This window comes from Thauera carbonicopians (genome assembly GCF_025699485.1).
GTDB lineage: Bacteria > Pseudomonadota > Gammaproteobacteria > Burkholderiales > Rhodocyclaceae > Thauera.
Genome location: NZ_JANUXN010000016.1, coordinates 73886 through 96303 on the forward strand (window position 1 = coordinate 73886; position 22418 = coordinate 96303).

The 22418-nt window shown below is 67.8% G+C and carries 15 protein-coding genes; all 15 read right to left on the reverse strand.

Features of this window, described 5'->3' with window-relative positions:
- Positions 1 to 34: 34 nt before the first annotated feature.
- A complete protein-coding gene (locus NX068_RS16915) occupies positions 35 to 2605 on the reverse strand; it encodes an efflux RND transporter permease subunit (protein ID WP_263462433.1) in 2571 nt (856 codons plus the stop codon).
- A gap of 65 nt (positions 2606 to 2670) precedes the next feature.
- Positions 2671 to 3894: a WD40/YVTN/BNR-like repeat-containing protein gene (locus NX068_RS16920; protein ID WP_263462434.1), complete on the reverse strand. Its 1224-nt coding sequence runs from the start codon at positions 3892 to 3894 to the stop codon at positions 2671 to 2673.
- Positions 3895 to 4123: 229 nt separating this feature from the next.
- Positions 4124 to 5482, reverse strand: coding sequence for a DUF1329 domain-containing protein (locus NX068_RS16925; RefSeq protein ID WP_263462435.1), 1359 nt, complete (start codon positions 5480 to 5482; stop codon positions 4124 to 4126).
- A 33-nt stretch (positions 5483 to 5515) separates the two neighbouring features.
- Positions 5516 to 7162 carry a DUF1302 domain-containing protein gene (locus NX068_RS16930; RefSeq protein ID WP_263462436.1) on the reverse strand — a complete coding sequence of 549 codons (1647 nt, stop codon included), beginning with the start codon at positions 7160 to 7162 and terminating at the stop codon, positions 5516 to 5518.
- Positions 7163 to 7635: 473 nt separating this feature from the next.
- Positions 7636 to 9570 (reverse strand): linalool isomerase, encoded by a 1935-nt coding sequence (gene lis / locus NX068_RS16935; protein ID WP_442806760.1) that lies wholly within the window; start codon positions 9568 to 9570, stop codon positions 7636 to 7638.
- A gap of 202 nt (positions 9571 to 9772) precedes the next feature.
- Positions 9773 to 10603 (reverse strand): enoyl-CoA hydratase/isomerase family protein, encoded by an 831-nt coding sequence (locus tag NX068_RS16940; protein WP_263462438.1) that lies wholly within the window; start codon positions 10601 to 10603, stop codon positions 9773 to 9775.
- Positions 10600 to 12711 (reverse strand): acetyl/propionyl/methylcrotonyl-CoA carboxylase subunit alpha, encoded by a 2112-nt coding sequence (locus NX068_RS16945; RefSeq protein WP_263462439.1) that lies wholly within the window; start codon positions 12709 to 12711, stop codon positions 10600 to 10602. Before NX068_RS16945 ends, NX068_RS16940 begins: the two co-directional genes overlap by 4 nt.
- A 71-nt stretch (positions 12712 to 12782) precedes the next feature.
- Complete coding sequence (locus NX068_RS16950; protein ID WP_263462440.1) at positions 12783 to 14408, reverse strand: acyl-CoA carboxylase subunit beta; 1626 nt, start codon at positions 14406 to 14408, stop codon at positions 12783 to 12785.
- A gap of 205 nt (positions 14409 to 14613) precedes the next feature.
- The gene (locus tag NX068_RS16955) at positions 14614 to 15540 is read right to left on the reverse strand and encodes a phosphatidylglycerol lysyltransferase domain-containing protein (RefSeq protein WP_263462441.1); all 927 of its coding nucleotides are present in this window, start codon (positions 15538 to 15540) and stop codon (positions 14614 to 14616) included.
- On the reverse strand, positions 15533 to 16324 hold the full coding sequence (locus tag NX068_RS16960; RefSeq protein WP_263462442.1) for a TIGR03084 family metal-binding protein: 792 nt from the start codon (positions 16322 to 16324) through the stop codon (positions 15533 to 15535). Before NX068_RS16960 ends, NX068_RS16955 begins: the two co-directional genes overlap by 8 nt.
- A gap of 125 nt (positions 16325 to 16449) precedes the next feature.
- Entirely contained in the window at positions 16450 to 17178 is a 729-nt protein-coding gene (locus NX068_RS16965) for an enoyl-CoA hydratase-related protein (RefSeq protein WP_263462443.1), read from the reverse strand.
- Positions 17179 to 17322: 144 nt separating this feature from the next.
- Positions 17323 to 17703 (reverse strand): hypothetical protein, encoded by a 381-nt coding sequence (locus tag NX068_RS16970; protein WP_263462444.1) that lies wholly within the window; start codon positions 17701 to 17703, stop codon positions 17323 to 17325.
- A gap of 344 nt (positions 17704 to 18047) precedes the next feature.
- Positions 18048 to 19622, reverse strand: a complete 1575-nt coding sequence (locus NX068_RS16975) for a long-chain-fatty-acid--CoA ligase (protein WP_263462445.1) — start codon at positions 19620 to 19622, stop codon at positions 18048 to 18050.
- A 195-nt stretch (positions 19623 to 19817) separates the two neighbouring features.
- On the reverse strand, positions 19818 to 21035 hold the full coding sequence (locus NX068_RS16980) for an acyl-CoA dehydrogenase family protein (RefSeq protein ID WP_263462446.1): 1218 nt from the start codon (positions 21033 to 21035) through the stop codon (positions 19818 to 19820).
- Positions 21036 to 21214: 179 nt separating this feature from the next.
- Positions 21215 to 22399 carry an acetyl-CoA C-acyltransferase gene (locus NX068_RS16985; RefSeq protein WP_263462447.1) on the reverse strand — a complete coding sequence of 395 codons (1185 nt, stop codon included), beginning with the start codon at positions 22397 to 22399 and terminating at the stop codon, positions 21215 to 21217.
- Between the last annotated feature and the right edge of the window lie 19 nt (positions 22400 to 22418).

Below are 22418 nucleotides of genomic sequence, written 5' to 3' on the forward strand. Positions count from 1 at the left end.
GCCTTGCGATGCCGATGCCGGTGAGTCGAGCGAACTACTTCATCGCCACCACCGATGGCTTGGCCGCCCCTGCCTGCGGACGGCCCCCGCCCTGTGGTGCGGCGCTCCGCGTCGGGCTGCCGGCAGCGGCCGACGGCGGAGGCGCCGTCGGCGTCAGCGGCGCCCCCGCCAAGGCCGGCTGGCCGAGCAGAAAGTGCGACAGCGCCGGAATCAGGATCAGCGCGCCCAGCATGTTCCACAGGAACATGAAGGTCAGCAGGATACCCATGTCGGCCTGGAACTTGATCGGCGACCAGGCCCAGGTCACCACGCCCGCCGCCAGCGTGATGCCCACCAGCGCCACCACCTTGCCGGTGAAGGCCACCGCGCCGCGGTAGGCCTGAGCCAGCGACTGCCCCGCGCGCTGGTTGGCCAGTTGCACGCTCAGCAGATACAGCGCGTAATCCACGCCGATGCCCACGCCTAGCGCGATCACCGGCAGCGTCGCCACCTTGACGCCGATGCCCAGCACCACCATCAGCGCCTCGGCCAGAATCGACGTCAGTACCAGCGGCACTACTGCCACCACGGTGGCCCGCCAACTGCGGAAGGCCACCAAGCACAGCAGCGTGACGGCGCAATACACATAGAACAACATCTCGCGGTTGGCTTCGCGCACCACGATGTTGGTGGCCGCCTCGATGCCGGCGCTGCCCGCCGCCAACAGGAACTGCCGCTCCGGCGTGGTGTGCTCGGCGGCGAAGGCTTCCGCCGCCGCCACCACCCGCGCCAGGGTGTCGGCCTTGTGGTCGGACAAATAGGCGATCACCGGCAGGATCGAGCATTCGGAATTCACCAGATCGGTGCCCGAGCCGAGAATGCTGTGGATTGATACGTTGGTGATTTTCTCGTTGCGCACCAGCGCATTCCATTTCGGGCTGCCCTCGAAGGTGCCGGCCACGTGATGGCGCAGCGAATCGACCAGCGACACGGTGGTCTGCACGCCCGGCACCTGGCGCAGCGTCCACGCCAGCCGGTCGGCCTCCACCTGCGTGGTGAAGCGCTCGCAGCCGTCCTTGGGGGTTTTCACCATCACCGCGAACACATCGCTGGAGAGCCCGTACTTGGCGGTCACATAGGCGTTGTCCAAGTTGTAGCGGGAATCCGGCCGCAGTTCCGGCGCACCGGCATCGAGATCGCCGATCTGCAGTTCCAGCGCCACCATGAAACCGCTCACCGCCAGCAAGGCGGCGCCCAACAGCGCCGACACCGCCCAGCGCCGTTCGGTGAAGCGGTCCAGCCACAGCCACACCGCGCCCAGACCGCGCCCGCGCCGCTCGGCGGCCTCGTCGGCCAGCGCGCGCTGTGCCGCCGACTGGCTGACGCCGACGTAGGACAGCAGCACCGGCAACAGGATCAGGTTGGTGAAGATCAGCACACCGACGCCGATGCTGGCGGTGACCGCCAGATCCTGGATTACGGGAATGTCGATCAGCATCAGCACCGCGAACCCCACTGCGTCCGCCAGCAGTGCGGTCAGCCCGGCAACGAACAGGCGTCGGAAGGTGTAGCGCGCCGCCACCAGCTTGTGGGTACCGCGCGCAATGTCCTGCATGATGCCGTTCATCTTCTGCGCACCGTGCGACACGCCGATGGCAAACACTAGGAACGGCACCAGGATCGAGAACGGATCGATCTCGAAACCGAGCATGTTGACCAGCCCCACCTCCCAGACCACCGCGATCAGCGAGCACAGCACCACCAGCACGGTGCTGCGCACGCAGCGGGTATACAGGTAAATGATGAGCGCGGCGACCGCCGCCGCCACGGCAAAGAACATCATCACCTTCACCAGCCCGTCGATGAGGTCGCCGACCAGCTTGGCGAAGCCGATGATGTGAATCCTGACCGTGCCCGACTGCAGCGGCCGCACCCGCTCCTCGACCTGCTGCGCCACCTCGTACTGCAGGCGCACCTTGTCTTCCAGCATGCGCGATAACGCACCGTAGTTGAGCGGCTGATTGGTTTCCTCGATGCGCGACAGCAGCGGCACCACGATCATGCTGGAGCGGTAGTCGTTGCCGACCAGGCTGCCGACGATGCCGGCGCGTGCGATGTTGAGCCGCACCTGCGCCATCGATTCCGGCGAGCCGTCGTAGGTGTCGGGAATCACCGGGCCACCCTCGAAACCTTCTTCGGTGACCTCGGTCCAGCGCACCACCGGGGTCCACAGCGATTTCATCCAGCTGCGGTCCACGCCCGGCATCAGGAACAGCGCGTCGTTGATCTCCGCCAGGGCCTGCAGGTAGCCGGGATCGAAGATGTCGCCGTGCGGGTTCTCCACCACCACGCGCAAGGTATTACCCAGGCCACGCAGCTCTTTTTCATGTTCCAGGTAATTCTGGATATAGGGGTGGTTCTGCGGCAGCATCTTCTCGAAGCTGGCGTTGATCACCACCCGGGTACCCTGCACCAGCAGCAGCCCGGTCACCACGGTACACAGCAGCACCACCCAGAAACGGTGGTTGAAGATGAGCCGTTCGAAGCGGTTGCCGGAATGCGGATCGAACTGCCGCAGATCGCGGATCACCGGCATATCGTCGATGCGGTTGTTGCCCATAGCCATAGCCTTGCTTCCTGTGCTTTCCGGTCACTCGCGGGGAGTGGATGCCGGGCCGGGTCGGTGCCCGCTCATTGCAGTATTTCGGCGCCGACGCCGTGTTCGCCGACCACGGCGATGCCGTTCTCGCCCAGCGCCGCGATGCCTGCCAGCGCCCCCGGCCGCGCGCGTTCGCCCGCCTTGCGCACGAACGAGGCGCCGTGGTCGGTACTGAGCAGCAGTTCGCCGCCCTGGCTGACCAGCGCCACCCGCCCCGCCGCCAGCGCCGCGCCAGCGGGGATGCCGGCGCGGGTGCCAGTGTCCACCTTGTGCCAACTGCGCCCGTCGTCGGTGCTGCGGTAGGCGTTGCCGCGCATGCCGAACACCAGCGTCGCCGCCGCCCCCGGCAGAACACCGAAATACGTGCCTTCGTAGTCGCCGGGCACCGCCACGAAGCGCCCCACGTCGTGGTCCAGCCGCAGGATCAGGCCGCGTTCGCCAACCGCATATACCGACTGCCCCGGCCCGCCTCCGCGCACGCCGTACAGGTGCAGGCCCATCGGGTTGTCGACGCGATGGAACCACGGCGTCCAGCTTTCACCGCCATCCTCGGTGCGGAAAATCAAGCCGAAGGCGCCGACGATGAAGCCCTGCCGTTCGTTCTCGAACCACACGTCGAGAAACGGGTGCACCGGGCCGTCCTCGGCAAAGTGCCGCGCCTCGGACAAGGCGCGTTCGAGCGCAGCGCCAGCCTCCGACTCCGATTCGGACGCAGCCTCCGCCTCTGAGGCCACCGCCGTCGCCGTGCCGCCGCGTGCTGCCACTTCGGCTTCATAGAATTCCAGCATGCGCTGCGCCGCCTGGCGGCCATCGAGTTGCTTGTGCCAGTGGTGGCCGCCATCGCGGCTGTGCAACACCACGCCGTCGTGTCCCACCGCCCAGCCCAGTTGCGCGGTGGGAAAATGCACCGCCACCAGATCGGAGCCGACCGGCACCTGCGCCTGTGTCCACTGCTGGACACTCGCCTCTGCATACAGAATGTGCCCGCGCGGCCCCACCGCGACGGCGCCGGCGCCGGCCGCCGCCACGGCGATCAGCCGACTGCTGGCAGCCAGCGCGCTGGGCTGCGCCGGCGTGTCGAGCGGATCGCGGAAGGCAGATGGCGCAGGGACTCCAGGGAGTGCGACGGCCGGTGGCGTTGCGGCACTGCCGGGGGCGCCGCGTTCGGCACTTGCCGGTGCCGCACACAGCGCAGCCAGTAGTACGGCCAGCAGCGCACCGGCGCAGCTCCGCGGCCAAAAGATGAGGCGTTGCATAGGTGTTCCTTGCCGCCGCGCACGTCAGTGGCGGTGGTAGTGAAGTGGGGCCGGAGCCCGGTCTACAAGCGTTCGAGCGTGATGCCGTAGGAGCGGCTTTAGCCGCGAATAATGACCTGTTGCCGCCTGCCCACGGCGGGAGCCGCTCCTGCAGTGTCGGACCGCGGGCACGAGGGCAAAACCCGTGCCCGCAGCCGCCATCGGCGCGCCGCGGGCACGGTCCGGCCGCTCAGCGCACCCCGCGTCCGGCCATTGCTTCCGGCGTCCACCAGCGCGACGGATTCGGTGGCACGTCGTAGTAGCCGCCGGTTTCCGCACCGATGCTGTTGATCACATAGATGCCGTTGGCGAGGTCGTAGTGGCCATAGACGTCGGCGGTGGGCGCCGGCACCTCGTAGCGCGGCGTCATGTAGGCGAAGCCGATGCGGTACAGCTTGCCGCTGGCGTCGTACTGATCGGACGCGCCGGCCGAATAGCTGTCCTCGTCCCAATAGAAAACGCGCTTGGAATACACGTGGCGCTTGCCGGGCTTGAGGGTGGCCTCGATCACCCACACGCGGTGCAGTTCCCAGCGCACGCAGTCGGGGTTGAGGTGGTTGGGCGTCACCAGCACCTCGTCCGGGCACTGCTTGGGATCGCTGAACTTGTACAGGTTGTACGGGATGAAGACTTCCTTCTTGCCGACCAGCTTGAAGTCGAAGCGGTCCATCTTGCCGGAGAACACCGCGGTGTCGTCGTAGGTGTTGGCCCCGGCGGACTGCGAGTTCGGCGTATCGTAGGCGATTTCCGGCGCCAGCTTGACGCGCCGCTGGCCCGGCAGGTACTGCCACGCGCGGCGGTTGTCCTTGGCCCAGTTGAGCGGGTCGATCATCAGCGTCTGCTCGCCCACCAGGCGGGCCGGCGCGGTGGCTGTATAGGCCAGCATCCAGTACTTGTCGGCGCTGGTCTTGTTGGGATCGTAGTACGGGTACTCCTGGTAGATCTCGTTCTGCCCGGTCATGACCTTGCTGCCGGCGCTATCCACGTAGTAGCTGCGCTGCGTGACGTAGTACGAGAAACCGCCGAAGCGCAGCAGGTGGTTCCACATGGCCTGATAGCCGTCCTTGGGAATCGGGAACGGGATACCGCCGAAACACCCGTCCACGCCCTCGCCGCCGTGCGTGGTCTTGCATTCGAGCGCGTTTTTGGCGGTGTTGTCGCGCACGTATTGCGGTACCGCGGCGGTGCGGTGGGTGGGATAGACGTCGATGCGGAAGCTGGGAAACTTCTTCATCAGCGCCTTGGTACCCTCGGTGAGCTTGTCCTCGTATTGCGCCATGTTGCCGGCATCGACGGAGAACAAGGGCTTTTCATCGGCGAACGGGTCCGGCCGCAGTCCGGGCTGCTTGGGGTCGTAGCCGGCCGGCGGCGTAGTCAGCCCGCCGGTGTAGGGCGGGATGCTGCCGTCGGCGTTGCCGGCCTGTTCGGCGCCGATCCAGGTCAGCGTGGTGCCGATCTGTGCCGCTTCTTCCGGCGTCACTTCGGCCTTTACCGGCCCGGCCAGCGCTGCCGCCACGCCGAGAGCGATGAGAGTTTTCGGGAATGTCATGCCTGTCTCCTCCTTTGTCCGGTTGCGCCCGCGTCAGAACGAGGTCTTGAAGGTGAACACCAGCCAGCCGCGGTCGCTGATCGGCTGTTCGCCATTCACCGTGCCGTCGTTCTTCACCTTGATCAGGTAATCGACGTACTTGAGCGTGAAGTTGTATTTCTGCTTCCAGTCGGCGCTCAGGCCGATGCTCCAGTCACCCTGCCCCTGGTAGCCGCCGGCGCGGTTGGCGGCGTTGCCCTTGAGGCCCACCGAGTAGGTCATCGGCATCTTCAGGTCGAGCGACGGCAGCACCTGGAACCAGGTCGGGGTGAAATTCACACCGATGCCGTAGTAGTCCTTGGTGATGCAGCCGTCGGTCTTGCTTTTGCCCGCACACGGGGCAAAACCCATGGCGTTGAAGAGCTCGGGGTTCCTGGTGACCTTGTCCCAGCGCGCATAGGTGAATTCGGCCAGATATACGGCGGTATCGAACAGCGGCGTCTTGCCGATCAGGCCCATCGCGTTGACCACCACGTGCTGCGAATTGCCGCGAGCGCCCTCGTTGGAGAAGCCGGCCGCGCTGTTGAAGGCGCCGTTCTTGCGGTAGGACACTTCCGCGCCGACGCTGACGCCGCCGATTTCCTTGCTCAGGCTGATGCCGTACAGCTCCACGTCCTGGGCGTAGCTCCAGCGGTAGTGCTGGCTGGCCGGGTCGGCCGGGTTGCCGCCCAGCGTCAGCCAGGGAATCTTTTCGTCGTACTTGCGGTAGTAGAAGCCGAGCGTGCCTTCGAGCCAGGCCGGGCTCCAGCGCGCCATCACTCCCCAGTTGCCGCGGTCCTTGGGCTTCAGGTCCTTGCTGTGCGGTACGGCGAAGCCGGGCGCCAGGGGCAGGCGGGTCGGCCCTTCAAGCAGCCCGTCCATCAGGCCCAGGTAGGTGCCGCCCTCGGGAAAGGGGAACGGATCCCACTCCAGGTAATACTGCCCGGCCACCCACAGCGTATCGGTGAGGCCGATCTGCGCGGAGATCTGCCCGAGCGGCTTGTACAACTCCTTCACTTCCGAACCGGGGTTGTTGAGCGCCTTGAGGAAGTCCACCGGCTGCTGCGAATAGGCGATGCCGTGCGCGGCGGTCAGCAGCGACTCGCCCCAGTAGATGGTGTGCCGCCCGGCTTTGAAGTTGACCGGCACGTCGCCGACGTCGAAGTTGGCGAACATGAAGGCATCGAGAATCTCGCCCGACGGGCCGCGGTGATAGCGCTTGGTATGGCTGGAATAGCGGTCGCCGTCGTAGCTGCTGTGAAAGCCCTGCGCGGCCACCGCCGGGCTGGATTTCACCGAGGTGCTGCGATAGGCATGGTCGTACCAGGCAGCCCCGCTGAGGCGCAGGCCGAAGTTGCGCTTATAAGTGATGTCGAGTTCAGACAGCAGGTCGAGGCGGTTGGTGACGATGTCGCCACGGTCGAACCTGGCGTCGGATTCGTCGAAGTTCGGGTTGTCGGCTATCTTCGCGTCACGCCCTTCGGTGCGCACGCCCAGGTTGTAGCGCACGCTGTTGTCGAGCCGGATCGAAAGATCCGGGTTGCCGGTGTCGATGTTGAAAGCCTGCGCCGCGCCGCTGGCCGTCATGGCGCAGGCCACCGCCAGCGCGGTCTTGTTGAGGGCACGCTTGACGCTTGCGCCCGATACCGAAGCATTGTTCATCTGACTCCTCCGAATTATTCTTACCTGCTCGCAGCGCGATCCGCCGCGCCCGCCTCATCTGGCCGAACCGCCGGCAAGCGGCCGCAACGCGACGAGGTGTCAGTAAAGATAGGGAGCGCGACGGGGGGCGTCTTGCGTCAATTGGCTGTGCGCGGCGGAGCCGTTTACCCCATGTGCGTGCAGTACGCCGCGAGGCGGCGTTACAACGAAAAAAGCCGGCACCCCTCCAGCGGCGGGGTGCCGGATGCGTTCATGCAGAGTTCCCCCTTGTGGAGGAGAGCCGGGAGAGGGAGAGCCCCCCACAGAGACGCAAAATCGTGTCGGCAGAATGGAGATTCATGCCAACCTCGCCCCCTCTCCAGCGAGGAGCAAAGGGTTCGAACTCTGGTACGGCAGGCGACATGCGTGCGCCCGGCCTCACCGGCCCTCATGGGCGCAGGGGCGAAGCCGGCGCCCAGAAACGACGCGGCGTCTCAATGGCTCGGCACGATGTGTAGCGCCGTGCGGCCACTGAGCGTGACCGTGAGCGACGCACGGCCGGCCGCATCGGCGGTGAAGTCGCCGTTGGCCGCGCCCTCGACCGCATAGCGGGCGCCGGGCTTGAGGCGTTCGAGGCCCAGCGTCTGCGGTCCGTCGCCGGCCCCCGGGTAGAGCACCAGTTCCAGATCCTCGCCACGGCTGAAGGCCTTGGCCACCAGCACCTCCGGATAGCGCGCATCGCCCAGCACCGGGCCGGCGAACACCGATTGCGGCGGCCCCTTGACGAAGCTGTTGCGAAAATCGCCGGTTCTCATCAGCCGGCCCTCCACGCCCCAGATATTGGCCAGCGTGGAGCCCTTGGTGTAGCGCGCCACGCCGTTCTCGACCACCGGGCCGCAATCCTGGTCCATCGAGCGGCGCGCGGCCTCGGCCAGTTCGTCGTCGCCGAACTCGCGCGCACACATCTGCACCGCCACATAGGCGAACAGCTTGCCCGGCCGGTAGTTGCCGGCGTCGATGGTGTCGAAGAAAGCCAGCGCCTCCTTCGGCAGCGTCAGCCGGGTCTGGCCGTCGGCGTCCTGCGTCAGGCACATCGACAACTCCTTGCGCCCCACCGCCCACAGCTTGCGCGCCAGATCGGTCGAGAAGATGTTGGCGAAGAAGGCGAAGCCCGCCTCGCCGGTATAGAACGGCATTTCCAGCCCGGTCCAGTACGAACGCAGGCCGACCAGCGAGCCTTTCTGGTCGGTGAACTCGGTATCCAGCATATGCAGCCACTTGGGCAGCACCTGGGCGGTGTCGCTGCGCTCGAACAGCTCGTCATACACCGCCAGCGAACCCATGCCATACATGTTGCAGACCGGGTACACCCAGTTCGGCTCGCACGGATACAGGCAGAAGTCCGAACGCTGGAAATTCTCCCGCACCGACTGGTTGATGGAATGGATGTCGTGGCTGTAGCAGGTCTTGTCGTTGAGGCGGAAGCTAAGACTGCCGGGCTGGCCGTAGCGGGTGTCGCCGGTATTGAGCATGTACTGGCCCACATGCATGCCGTACCAGCCGGTGAGCATGATGTTGTCCTTGCGGGCGGGGTCGAAGTCGGCGAAGTTGAAGTGCCCCCACATCGACTCATACACCCAGTAGCCCCACACCTTGCGTTCGCGGTAAGTGTCGATCACGTTGCGTTGCGCCTGGCCCAGATAGCTCTGGAAATTCGGCGTGTAATGCCCTTGCACCATGCCCAGCGCGAAGCCGAGGTGGTTGAGCTGGTAGCGCAGGGCCGCCGGCTGGAACTGGTCGATGACGGTGTAGCCCTTGTACTGGCCGACCGGCTGCAAGGCCAGATCGAGCAGATAGCGCACGCCCTGCAACTGATCCGGCGTCAGCTCGCGCTCGCCGGGCACCGGCTCGCTGGCGGCGCGCCGATGCACCTCCGCCAGCGACTCGGCGAAGAAGCTCTGGCGGAACTTGAAGTGCTCGCGGTCCTTGGCCCGCCGCTTGGCGCCGCGATACTGGAAGAACAGGAAGGTGGCGGCGGCGGCGGCCGGCGCCAGATACACCGCCGGCGGCCAGATCGCCTCGCCCGCCAGCCAGCCGGCCAGCGCGGCGCTGCCCAGCCAGATGGTCAGCGGCGCCACCACCATGCCCGACCAAAACCAGGCGATGATCGACAGCCAGAAGACGAACACCGTCACCGGGAACAGCACGGCCCAGGCGCCGCCCAGCGCCAGGAAACCTGCACCGGGCATGAACAGCCCCAGACCGGCCGCCTGCCACGCCGCCGACTGCCCGGTGGCCACCGGTGTCAGCGCCAGCACGCACAGCAACGCATACACCACGGCATTGCGGCGGTGGCGCGATGCCGTGACCGGCCCCTTGTGTCCCTGCAACAACTGTATCGGCTGCCGCAGCGTGCGGGTCGATTCCATATTGCTCATTGTCTCCTCCTTAGAAAGGTCGCGCTTTCCGGTCGTCATGTATTGGCGGCGTTCATGGCACCCGTCCGTCCCGCGCGGCACGGATGCTCCGATGCCACCATACCGGCGGTCCTCGCGCCACACTTGCGCTTATTGGCTAGCGCCGGCCCCCGCTGGCAATACCAAACACCAGGCGGCAGCGCATCCCCCCCCACTAGCGGCCGCGCCACACCGGGCGGCGTTTCTCGCTGAAGGCGGCCAGCCCTTCCTGCGCGTCTTCGGTCAGGCTCAGCAGCGCCAGCTGGCCTTCGGTATAGGCGATGGCTTCGTCGAAGCTCATCGCCGCCATCGCCCGCATCGCGTAGCGGCCGCGCCGGACCGCGGTGGGCGATTTGTCGGTGAGGCGCGCCAGCAGCCACGCCACCCTGACATCCAGCTCGGCGGCTGGCACCACATGGTTGAGCAGCCCGCTGTCGCGTGCCGTGGCGGCGTCGAAGGGCTCGCCGCTGAAGCACCACTCGCGCAGCAGGCGCGGCGGCACCAGATGCTGCAACAGGCTCAGCACCTGCATCGGAAACACCCCGATCTTGACTTCCGGCAGACCGAACAGCGCATGGTCGGCAGCCACCGCCATGTCCGTCATCGCCAGCAAGCCCATGCCGCCGGCCATGCAGGTGCCGTTGATGCGCGCAATCGACGGCAGCGTGGCGTTGGCCGCCAGCCGCAGCAGATCGGCATAGGGGGCGTTGGGGCGGGCATGATCGAAGACGAAACCCTGCCCCGGCTGCAGATCGCCACCGGCGCAAAAAGCCTTGTCGCCGGCGCCGGTCAAGACGATGGCGCGCACCGACGGATCGGCATGGGCGCGGCGGTAGCCCTCGCCAATGCCCTCGATCACCTGGAGGTTGAGGGCATTGCGTTTGTCCGGGCGGTTGAGGGTGATCCACAGCGCTGCGGCATGCTTGTGCAGCAGCACTGCACCGTCTGCCACCGCCTCCACGGCGGCACCGGCAACGCCGGCGGCAAGCGAATCGGTCTGCATCATGCCACCTCCTGCCGCGCCACGTCCGGCGTGCCGGCCGGCGCCTCACCCTGGGCCGGCTCCGGCGCGATTTCCGCCACCACCCGGTAGGCCGCCACCTGCCCGCCCACTTCGGCATGCAGCGCGCCGACCCGCCCGGCCAGCGGCGCCGAGTGCACGTATTCCATTTTCATCGCTTCGAGCGTCAGCACCGGCTGGCCCGCCGCGACGGTGTCACCGACCACCACATGCACCGCCACCACGCGACCGTTCATCGCCGCGCGGATGCGGCCGTCGGCATCACCGCCGTCGCTGCGCGCCGCCGCCGCATGGGTGCCGTCCTCCACGCGGTAGGCGGCGACGCCATCGTCGAACCACAAGCTTGCGCCGTCGCGCACGCAGGCGGCGCGCTGCAGCAGGCCGTCATGCACGTAGCGCAGTTCGTGCCCGCAACGGCCGGCCAGGCGCAGCACCCGCTCGCCGCCCGCCACCGTCACGGCAAAACGGCCCGCGCCGAGTTCGAGTAGCCGGGTGGCACACGCAGCGCCGTCCAGTGTGAAGCGGTAGTCGATCGGCAGGCGGTGTGTGATGTCGCTGCCGGGCAGCGCGGCGGACGTCCTCGACGCCGTCGCCGCGCCGGCTTCGCCCGCCGTCACATGCAGCAGCAGCGTCGCCAGGGCTTGCGCGCCCGGGTTCGACACGCCCGACGTCTTCGACAGGGCCGGATCGCGTTCGCCATTCCCCCCATGGCCCTCGCCGGGCACCGAGTCGGCTTGCAGCAGGGCGTCGCCATGCGCCGCGATGAATGCGGTGGTAGCGTGGCCGGCCAGGAACGCGGGGTGCCGCAGGCAGCGCGCCAGATAGTGCTGATTGGTCGGCACCCCCAGTGCCACGGCGTCGTCGAGCGCACGGGCGAGCTTGCGGCAGGCGGCCTCGCGGTTTTCGCCATGGGCGATGAGTTTGGCGATCATCGAATCGTAAAACGGCGGAATCGCCTCGCCGGAGGCCAGCGCGTGCTCCACGCGCACGTCGGCGGGCATCTGCCAGACGTGCATGGTGCCGCTTTGCGGCATGAAGCCCTGCGACGGCGCCTCGGCGCACAGCCGCACTTCGACCGCGTGGCCGCTGAAGCGTACCCCCTCCTGCGTCAGCGGCAGGGCTTCGCCGGCGGCAACGCGCAACTGTAGTTCGACCAGATCCAGCCCGGTGATCAACTCGGTTACCGGGTGCTCCACCTGCAGCCGAGTGTTCATTTCCATGAAGTAATAACGGCCCTCGGCATCGAGCAGAAATTCCAGCGTGCCGGCGCCTTCGTAGCCGATGGCGCGCGCCGCCGCGACCGCGGTATCGCCCATACGCTGACGCAGCGCGGCATCCACGGCCGGCGACGGCGCTTCCTCGATGAGCTTCTGATGGCGGCGCTGCACCGAGCAGTCGCGCTCGCCCAGGTGGATGACGTTGCCGTGGCGGTCGGCGAAGATCTGCATCTCGATATGGCGCGGCTCAAGAATGGCGCGTTCGAGAATCACCTCGGGGCTGCCGAAGGCGCTGTGCGCCTCCGAACGGGCGCTGCGCAGCTCGGCGGCGAATTGCGCTTCGCCATGCACCAAGCGCATGCCGCGCCCGCCGCCGCCGGCGGTAGCCTTGATCATCAGCGGAAAACCGATCTCGCGCGCCGCCGCCGTCAGCGTGTCGTCACGCTGGTCGTCACCCTGATAGCCGGGAATGCACGGCACGCCGGCCTCCAGCATCAGCCGCTTGGCGCCGGCCTTGTTGCCCATGGCGACGATGGCGGCGGGCGACGGGCCGATGAACACCAGCCCCGCATCGCGGCAGGCCTGGGCAAAGTCCGCGTTCTCGGCGAGGAAGCCGTAGCCGGGGTGCACCGCGTCGGCGCCGCTGCGGCGTGCCGCCTCGATGATGGCAGCGATGTTGAGGTAGGACTGCGCCGGCAGCGCCTCGCCGATGAACACCGCCTGATCGGCGTCGCGGACATGGCGGGCGTGGCGGTCGGCGCTGGAATAGACTGCCACGGTGCGGTAGCCCAGCGCACGCGCGGTGCGCATCACACGCAGCGCGATCTCGCCCCGGTTGGCGATGAGAATCTTGGTGAAGGGGGTCTTGTCGGTCATGATGTGACGTTTGTTCTCGCTGTCGGGGAAAGCCGTCGCGGCCCGCCGCAGGGCGTGGCCCGCGCCGGTGCTCAGGGGCGCGCCACCGCGAACTGCATCGGCTGCGGCTGGCGCAACGCGGCCTCGCGGCAGGTCGCCAGCACGAAGGACAGCACCGCCCGCGTGTCGCGCGGGTCGATCACGCCGTCGTCGAGCAGGCGCGCGCTGGTGACGAAGGCGCTCATCTGCGACTCGAAAGTGTCGATGATCTGCTGCCGCATGTTGTCCAGTCGGGCCTGATCCACCGCCTGGCCTTTGCGCTTCATTGCCGCCTCGGCCACGATCGTCATGGTCTGCGCCGCCTGCTCCCCGCCCATCACCGCTGTCTTGGCATTGGGCCACGAAAAGCAGAAGCGCGGATGAAAACCCTGGCCGCACATGCCGTAGTTGCCGGCACCGAAGGAGGCGCCGCAGTACAGCGTGATCTGCGGCACGGTGGCGTTGGAGACGGCCTGGATCATCTTCGAGCCGTGTTTGATGATGCCGGCCTCTTCCACGCTGCGGCCGACCAGGTAGCCGGTGATGTTGTTCAGGTACAGCAGCGGTATGCGCGCCTGGCAGCAGGCCTGGATGAAATGCGTGGCCTTGGTGGCGCCGGCCGGGTCGATGGGGCCGTTGTTGGTGATGATACCGACCGAGTGGCCATCGATGGCAGCGTGGGCACACACGGTGGCGGCGCCGTAGCCGGGCTTGAATTCGAGGAAATCCGAATCGTCGACCACGCGCAGCAGCACCTCGCGCATGTCCACCGGGCGCTTGGGGTCGGTGGGCATGATGCCCAGCAACTCCTCGCCGCTATAGCGCGGCGGGCGCACCGCGCACGCCACCGACGGGGGCGGCAGGTCGCGGTTCCAGTCGAGGCGGGCCATCACGTCGCGCGCCAGGCGAATGGCATCGCGGTCGTCCTCGGCCAGGTAATCGCCCAGCCCCGACACCGTGGTGTGCATTTCGCCGCCGCCCAGCTCCTCTTCGGTGGCAATCTCGCCGGTGGCGGCCTTGAGCAGCGGCGGGCCGGCGAGAAAGGCGCGGGCATTGTTGCGCACCATGATGATGTAGTCCGACAGCCCGGTGATGTAGGCGCCGCCGGCGGTCGACGAGCCATGCACCACCGCCAGCACAGGCAGCCCGGCCGCCGACAGCCGCGCCAGATTGCGGAAAATGTTGCCGCCCTGCACGAAGTGCTCGACGCGGTATTGCAACAGATTGGCGCCGGCGCTTTCGATGAGCTGCACGTAGGGCAGCTTGTTCTCCAGCGCCAGTTCCTGCGCGCGCAGCACTTTCGGCAACCCCATCCTCTGCATCGCACCGGCGTCGATGCCGGAATCCGAAGCATTGATGACACAGCGCACGCCGGACACGTAGCCGATGCCGCAGATCACGCCGCAGCCCGGCACGCTCGTGTCCGGATCGGGCGTATCCAGGCAGTAGCCGGCCAGCGTGGACAATTCGAGAAACGGCTTGCCCGGGTCGAGCAGCAGCGCCAGCCGCTCGCGCGGCAGCAACTGCCCGCGGCGCTCGAAGCGCGGCTTGGACGCGGCCGAAGCCTGGCGGGTACGGGCCTCCAGCTCGCGCACGCGCGCCACCAGCGCAAGCATGCTGTCGCGGTTGGCCTGGAAGGCGTCGCCGCTCGTCTGGATCTCCGATTCGATTCGTTGCATGTCTCACCATCCCGTTGGGTCGTTGCTGGCGGCGCCGGCCACCGCATGGGCATAGCCTAACGGCGCCGCCGCGCGGGGGTCTTGTGTCAATTGGCTGGTCGCCCGGCGCCGACATCGGGCATGCCGTGGCGATTGCGCGGAGAGACGAGGGAGTGAGGTCGATGGCAGCTTGCCGCCCCACACCTGCCCCTGCCTCGACCTCGCTTCAACCCGGCCGCAGGTCCACGCGGTACTTCGCCAGCAGCATGGCCGGCGCGTAGGCCAGCTTGGCGCGGCGAAAATTGGCCACGCCAAGGTCCTGTTCGAAGTTGATCCACGGCGCATCGGTGTGCTGCGCCAGGGCGTGGAACATCAGCGGGAACACGCCCGCATAAGCTGCCAGCCCCTTGGCGAAACGCACCACCATCACCTCGGCGTTGAGCCGCTGCGCCAGCAGAAAGCCCGCCGGCTGGTCGTCGGCGTACCACAGCCAACCCGCATGCGCGGCCAGCCATGGCGCCCGCAGCGCCGCCGCGCATGCGGGTTGGTCGGCTTCGCCAGCGGCCTTGCCCTTTTCAGCAATCCAGCCGTCCAGCACGCGCAACGCGTCGTCGCACGCGGTGGCGGCGGCATCCAGCGTGTCATCGGCGGCCGCACCGAGCGGGCAGCAGCGCAGGCGGTGCGCGCCCAGCAACTGCCGGATCTGCGCCCGCTTTTTGCGCAGCCGCGGGCCGGCCAGCGCGCGCAGCTCGGCGGCGCGGTACAAATAGTCGGCATCTTCGCGCACTGCCCGTGCCGTGAATCGGGCCGCATCCAGCCCGGCCACGGTGTGCCCGGCCAGCGGATACAAGGCGCCGTGGCGGGCCACCAGCGCCGCCAGATGGCCAGGATCGGCGCCGGCCACGTCGAACAGCGGCAGCACGTGGGCTTCGCCGTCGTAGGTGCGGCCGACGATGCACGGCAGCGCCGCGTCGCGTATCAAGCGGTAGTCGTGCGCAGCGCGGAACAGGTACAGGTTGGAAAAGCTGTACTCCGCCGGGCATCCCGCCCCCTGCGCCACCCGCAACGGCCGCAGGCGGGCCTCCACCCAATCCGCTTGCGACGGACACAAGGCCTCGGCCACCACCGGGGCTGCCGCCGCGCCCTCAGCCACGCTGCCCCGGCGCCGGGCCGTCCGCCGGCGGGCCGGCGAAACACTGCGCAATCGCCAACCACGCCGTGGTGGCCAGACCGCCGTAATCCAGGGCCAGGTCGTCGCGGTGGCGGCGTTGCGTCACCAGCAGGCAGAACTCTTCGGCCGTGCCGCGCAGGTACTCGTGGGCCGACGGCCCCTGCCAGGTCCACACGCCGCCGTCGGGGGCGGCGAGGCTCACCCGGGGCGGCGGCTCGGGCACCGCCAGACCGCGATTGACGAAGCTCCAGCCAAAAGTGGACACACCCAGATGGGCGATGTGCTTCAGGCGCACGGTGGGCACACGGCGCAGCCGCAGCGCGTCGTACAGGTCCTGGCCATGGGCCCAGGTTTCCATCAGCCGGGCGGTGGCGAAGGAGCGCGCGCTCATGCTCGGCCCGTACCACGGCAGGCGCGCCTTGGCATCGCGGGTGGCCAGCACCGCCACCAGCCGGCCGAACTGCGTCCGCCACGTCTCCAGCAGCTCGGCACCGCTCAAATGGCCGTAGCGCGCGCGGGTGATTTCGCTGATCTGACGGCCACGCGCCAGCTCGGCCATCACCGCATCACGGTCGCGGACGAAGGCGTCGGCATCGGTGGCGGCCTGCAAGCCGGCTTGATCGAAAAAGCACAGATGCCCGATCACGTCGAATGCCGTCCAGCCGTGGAAGTCGGTCGGCAGCGACCACTGCGCCGGCGTCAACGTATCGGCCAGCACCGCCAGTTCGGTGTATTCCGCAAGCAGATCGGTGCACAGATCGCGCATGAGGGTCATCCTGAGGTTGTGTGTGTGGGGGTGATACCGCATGCACTCGTTCGATCCGCAGCCCACAGGGATTGTCGGCGCGGCTTCAGCCGCGAAAAAGCAGGCATTCGCGGCTGAGGTCGCGCCTACCCGGTGGCACGGGACACCGCCCCCACCCCCAGGTGCCGGAACGCCGCACGGGCCTCGTCGCTGCGCACGCGCGTCATGAAGTGCCGCATCTCGTCGTCCATGATCTGCTGCGTATGCCGCGCCCCGGGCGCCTTGAGCAAATGCTTGGCCAAGCGCAGCGCCGCCTGCGGCAAACCCGCCAGCGTGCGGGCGCGCTCATCCGCACGCGCCATCAATTCGGCCTCGCCACACACCTCATTCACCAGCCCGAGCCGCCAGGCGGTGTGCGCATCGAAGCCCTCGCCGAAAAACAGCAGCTCGGCGGCCCGCGCATGGCCGATACGCTGCGGCAGCAAGCACGACGAACCGAACTCCGGGCAAATGCCCAGCGGCACGAAAGGCAGGCGAAAGCGCGCCGACCCGGCCGCGTAGACCAGATCGCAATGCAGCAGCAGCGTAGTGCCGACCCCGATGGCATTGCCCGCGACGGCTGCCACCAGCGGTTTGCCGACCGCCGCAATGGTGCGCATGAAGGCCCACACCGGGCTGTCCAGCGACAGCGTGCGCGGGTCGAGAAAGTCGTCGAGATCGTTACCGGCGCTGAAAACCTGCGCTTGCCCGCACAGCAGCATCACGTGCACCGCCGGATCGGCGTCGCCCCGTTCGAGCGCCGCATGCAGCGCCGCATACATGGCGAAATCGAGCGCATTGCGCTTGTGCGGCCGGCAGATCTGGATGCGCAGCACGCCGTCTTCCAGCGCGGTGAGAATGTGCTCACTCATCGCGCCCCTCCGCTGCCATCATACGACCACCACCCCGGCGAAAACCGGGCGCTGCGTGCGGATGGCCATGCCGGCCTGTGCCCTGCGGGACTGTTCATACCCTCCCCCTCAGCGCGCCACGGCGGGAACCGCCAGCGGCAGCGCCGCAACCACGGCCTCCGGGTCGGCCCGGCAGATCGCATCGTCGGGCACCCCCGCGCCGCCCGCGCCAAACACCCGCGCCACCGTCGCCACCGCACCGCGCACATGCTCGCCATGCTCGGTCTCGACCCAATACCCCAGGGCCACCGCCTCACCGGCCAGCACCATGCCCAAGACCACCCGCAACGCCGGTCGCCGCAGCCAGCCGCGTAGCCGCTCACTGAGCGACGGCCCGCCCAACCGCAGGTCATCGAAGTCATCCGCCGCGAGGCCAAAAAACCGCTTCAAACGCCGCCAGCCCTCGAAGATCTGCCCGACGATCATCACCGCGAAAATACAGCACCCCATGCCGTCCTCCGTCTGCCCGCCGCATGCGCTGGCCCACCACGAAGCGGGCGCACAGCGTTGTTGGGAGACTATAGGGGATGGGCGGGGCGGGGACTTGTGTTGAGTGGCTGGCCGAGGGGCGTTTTTTCCAGATTCGCGCGTGATGCGTCGGCCCATGCTGCGGCGCATGATCATCGTACGGACCGTGGGTGAGGCTGGACACTTCCTGGTGCGTTCTGCAGATGGCTACGCATCGCCGAGCAATCATCGATGCAGCTCGCTTCATGCAGCATCTTCAGGAGAGGGGCTGAGCTGCTGCGGTAGTCTCCTTGTCGACCTCATCGGCCGATGCCGGAAACAGCCCCCTACCCGATCGGCCTCACCGCGTCGGGCCAGTACCGCTGCCGCAGCATGCGCTTGAGCAGTTTGCCGCTGGGGTTGCGGGGGAGTTCGGGCATGAAGTCGATGGATTTGGGGCATTTGTAGTGGGCCAGCCGTTCGCGGGTGAAGGCCAGCAGTTCGGCCTCGCTGACTTGCGCACCGTCGCGCAGCACCACGCAGGCTTTCACCGATTCGCCCCAGACCGGGTCGGGCATGCCGATCACCGCCACTTCGGCCACCGCGGGGTGAAGGGCCACGGCGTTTTCGACTTCGGCGGGATAGATGTTCTCGCCGCCGGAAATCACCATGTCCTTGACACGGTCATGGATGTACAGGTAGCCGCCGCGCAGGTAGCCGGCGTCGCCGGTGCGGTACCAGCCGCCGAAGCCGTCGGCGTCGCGGCCCAGCGGAAAGGCTTCGCGGGTGGCCTCGTCGTTGCGGAAGTAGCCTTTCATCAGGGTGCGGGTCCGCACCCACACTTCGCCGACCACGCCTTCGGGTTGTTCGGCGAAGCTTTCCAGATCGACGATGCGCAGTTCCACGCCGGCGATGGGTTTGCCGGCCGAGCGCAGCAGGTCGACGCGCTCCGGCGAGGGGTGGTGGTCCTGCGCCGACAGCACGGTGAGGGTGCCGGACGCTTCGGTGGCGCCATAGACTTGCACCATGTCGCAGCCGAAGGCTTGCATGACCTCGGTGAGCAGTTGTTCGCCGATCGGTGAGCCGCCGTAAGCGATGGTGCGCAGCGAAGACAGGTCGGCGCTGCCGATGGCCGGACTGTGCAGCAGGAACTGCATCATCGCCGGCACCAGGAAGGCACAGCGCACGCGGTGCTCGGCGATGGCCTGCAGCACGCGCTCGGGCTCGAACTCGGGGTAGGCCACGGTCATGGCGCCTTCGAACACCGTCCATAGCGCATTGACGGTACCCGAGACATGGAAGGTCGGCAGCACGTTGAGCTGCACGATGTCGCACCCCTGGCCGAACAGGATGCGCAGGTAGCCGCACATTTCCAGCAGCCCGAAGTGCGTCAGCTCCACGCCCTTGGGCAGGCCGGTGGTGCCGGATGAACACAGTTGCAGCACGGTGTCGGTGGGCTGTGCCGGGCCGCCGGAGTCGGTGGCGGGGAAACCGGCGCGGAAGGCCGACAAGGCATCGGCGCCGTCGGGGGCGTCGATCACCAGGATGCGGCGCACACCGGGCATGGCGATCTGCGCCAGCGTCGGCAGCATGAAGGCGTCGCTCAGCAGCACGCGCGCTTCACCGTGGCCGATGACGTATTCCAGCTCGCCGGCGGCCAGCCGCCAGTTGTAGGGGGCGCACACCGCGCCGAGCTTGGCGCAGGCCAGCAGCAGGCAGATGCATTCGGCGGTGTGGCGCGTGAGGCAGCCGACACGGTCGCCGGGGCCCACGCCGAGCGCGGTGAGGCCGTTGGCGAGGCGGTTCGATTCGGCATCGAGGTCGGTGTAGCGCCAGGTGCGCGCGGGGGTCACGAACGCGGGGGCGTCGCCCCGTTCGCGGGCCCGCGAACGGATCAGCTCACTCAGGGTTTGCGTTTGCACGTCTGTCTCCTCTGCGGCCGGCGCTGCGCCGGTCCTCCGTTGCTTGTTTTTTGTCTGGCATCGAAACACAGCAGGGCTGCAAGCACCGGCCACCTGCCGCACCCCGCTGCTGGACGCGACGGCCACTGTAACGCCTGCCGCGACGGCGCCGTAGGTCTGGTGCCGCCCGGCCTGCCCGGGCATCGCGGGCAGGCGTTAGATCTGAACCGCCGGACGGTACTTCTTCAGTTCGAGCTTGCCGATCTGGTTGCGGTGCACTTCGTCCGGGCCGTCGGCGATGCGCAGCAGGCGCGCCCAGGCGTAGGCAGCGGCGAGCGGCACGTCGTTGGTGACGCCGGCGCCGCCGTGCGCCTGGATGGCCCAGTCGATGACCCTGGCGGCCATGTTGGGTGCGGCCACCTTGATCATGGCGATTTCGGCGCGGGCGGCCTTGTTGCCGGCGGTGTCCATCATGTAGGCCGCTTTCAGCGTCAGCAGCCGCGCTTGTTCGATGAGGATGCGGGCTTCGGCGATGCGCTCCAGCGTGACGCCTTGCTCGGCGATGGGTTTGCCGAACGCGACCCGCTGCTGCGTGCGCCGGCACATCAGTTCCAGCGCCCGTTCGGCCAGGCCGATCTGGCGCATGCAGTGGTGGATGCGGCCCGGCCCGAGACGGCCCTGGGCGATCTCGAAGCCGCGCCCGTCGCCCAGCAGCATGGCGCCGGCCGGCACCCGTACCTGCTCGAAGCGCACTTCGGCCACACGGTCGAGCGTGTCGAAGCCGAACACCGGCAGGGGGCGCACCACGGTGACGCCCGGCGTTTCCAGCGGCACCAGGATCATCGATTGCTGCTTGTGGCGGTCCGGGTTGTGCGGGTCGGTCTTGCCCATCAGGATGAAGATCTTGCAGCGCGGGTCGGTCGCGCCGGAGGAAAACCATTTGTGCGCGTCGATGACGTATTCATCGCCATCGCGGCGGATCGATGCCTGGATGTTGGTGGCGTCCGACGAGGCCACCGCCGGCTCGGTCATGGCGAAGCACGAGCGGATGCGCCCTTCCAGCAGCGGCACCAGCCACTGCGCTTTCTGCGCCTCGCTGCCATAGCGCGCCAGCACTTCCATGTTGCCGGTGTCCGGCGCGGAACAGTTGAACACTTCGGCGGCGAAGGTGATCCGCCCCATCATCTCGCACAGCGGCGCATATTCCAGATTGCTCAGCCCGGCGCCGTATTCCGAGTCCGGCAGGAACAGATTCCACAGCCCGGCCGCGCGCGCCTTGGCCTTGAAGCCTTCGATCAGGGGCGAGAACTGCCACGGGCCTCCCTGCTCCAGCTCGGCCAGCACCGCCTGTTCGTTGGGGTACAGGTACTCGTCCATGAAGGCGCCCAAGCGGCGCTGCAAGGCGATGACCTTCTCGGAATAGGCGAAATCCATGGCATCTCCGTCTGACTGTCGGTGAGGAAAACGGCATAACGAGGTGAATATCGACGAACAGCGGCAAAAATCAGATAAAAGTATTTATTGCCGCCGATCACACCAGCTTCAGCTTAAAACCCGCCATGACGCCGGTCTTGCGCCTAGTGGCTGCCGGCCGGCCCTTTGGCGGGACGGGATCACGCCACCTCGAACAACCCGGCCGCGCCCATGCCGCCGCCGACGCACATCGAGATCACCACGTAGCGCACGCCGCGCCGCTTGCCCTCGATGAGCGCATGGCCGACCTGGCGCGCGCCGGTCATGCCGTAGGGGTGGCCGATGGAGATGCCGCCGCCGTCGACGTTGTAGCGTTCGGGGTCGATGCCGAGAAAATCGCGGCAGTACAGTGCCTGGCAAGCGAAGGCCTCGTTGAGCTCCCACAGGCCGATGTCGTCCACCGTGAGGCCGTGCCGGCGCAACAGCCGGGGGATGGAGTAGATCGGGCCAATGCCCATTTCCTCCGGCGCGCAGCCGGCCACCGCCATGCCCCGGTACAGGCCCAGCGGCGCCAGGCCGCGGCGTTCGGCCAGGCAGCGCTCCATCAGCACGCAGGCCGATGCGCCGTCCGACAGCTGGCTGGCATTGCCGGCGGTGACGGTGCCGCCGTCGAGCACCGGTTCGAGTTCGGCGAGCGAGTCCAGCGTGGTGTCCGGGCGGTTGCCCTCGTCGCGCGCCAGCGTCACCGGGCGGTAGGACAGCACCCGGGTGATCTTGTCGGTCACCGCCATCACGGTGTCGATGGGCACGATTTCGGCATCGAAGCGGCCGTCGCGCTGCGCTTGCGCGGTGCGCTGCTGCGATTGCAGCGCGTAGGCATCCTGCGCCGCGCGCGAGATGCCGTATTTCGCCGCCACGTGTTCGGCGGTCTGCAGCATCGGCATGTAGGCGTGAGGGACACGCTCGATGACGCGCGGGTCGGTTTCGGCCGCCACCCATTCCATGTAGCGGTTCTGCACCGCGGAGATGTTCTCGTGGCCGGCGGCCGCCACCACGTCCATGCCATCCACCATGATCTGCTTGGCAGCGGTGGCCACCGCCATCAGGCCGGAGGAGCACTGGCGATCGAGGGTCTGGCCGGCCACGCCGACCGGCAGTCCGGCGGCGATACCGGCGGTGCGCGCCAGGTTCAGGCCGGCGGTGCCGGCGCTGAGGACACTGCCGAGCACGATGTCTTCGATCTCGCCGCCGTCGATGCCGGCGCGGTCCACCGCGTGGCGCAGGGCGTGGCCGAGCAGGGTCGGCGATTTGATGTTGTTCAGCGCGCCGCGGAAGGCACGGCCGATCGGGGTTCGTGCGGTGGACACGATGACTGCTTCACGCATGGTTCAGACTCCAGAGTGT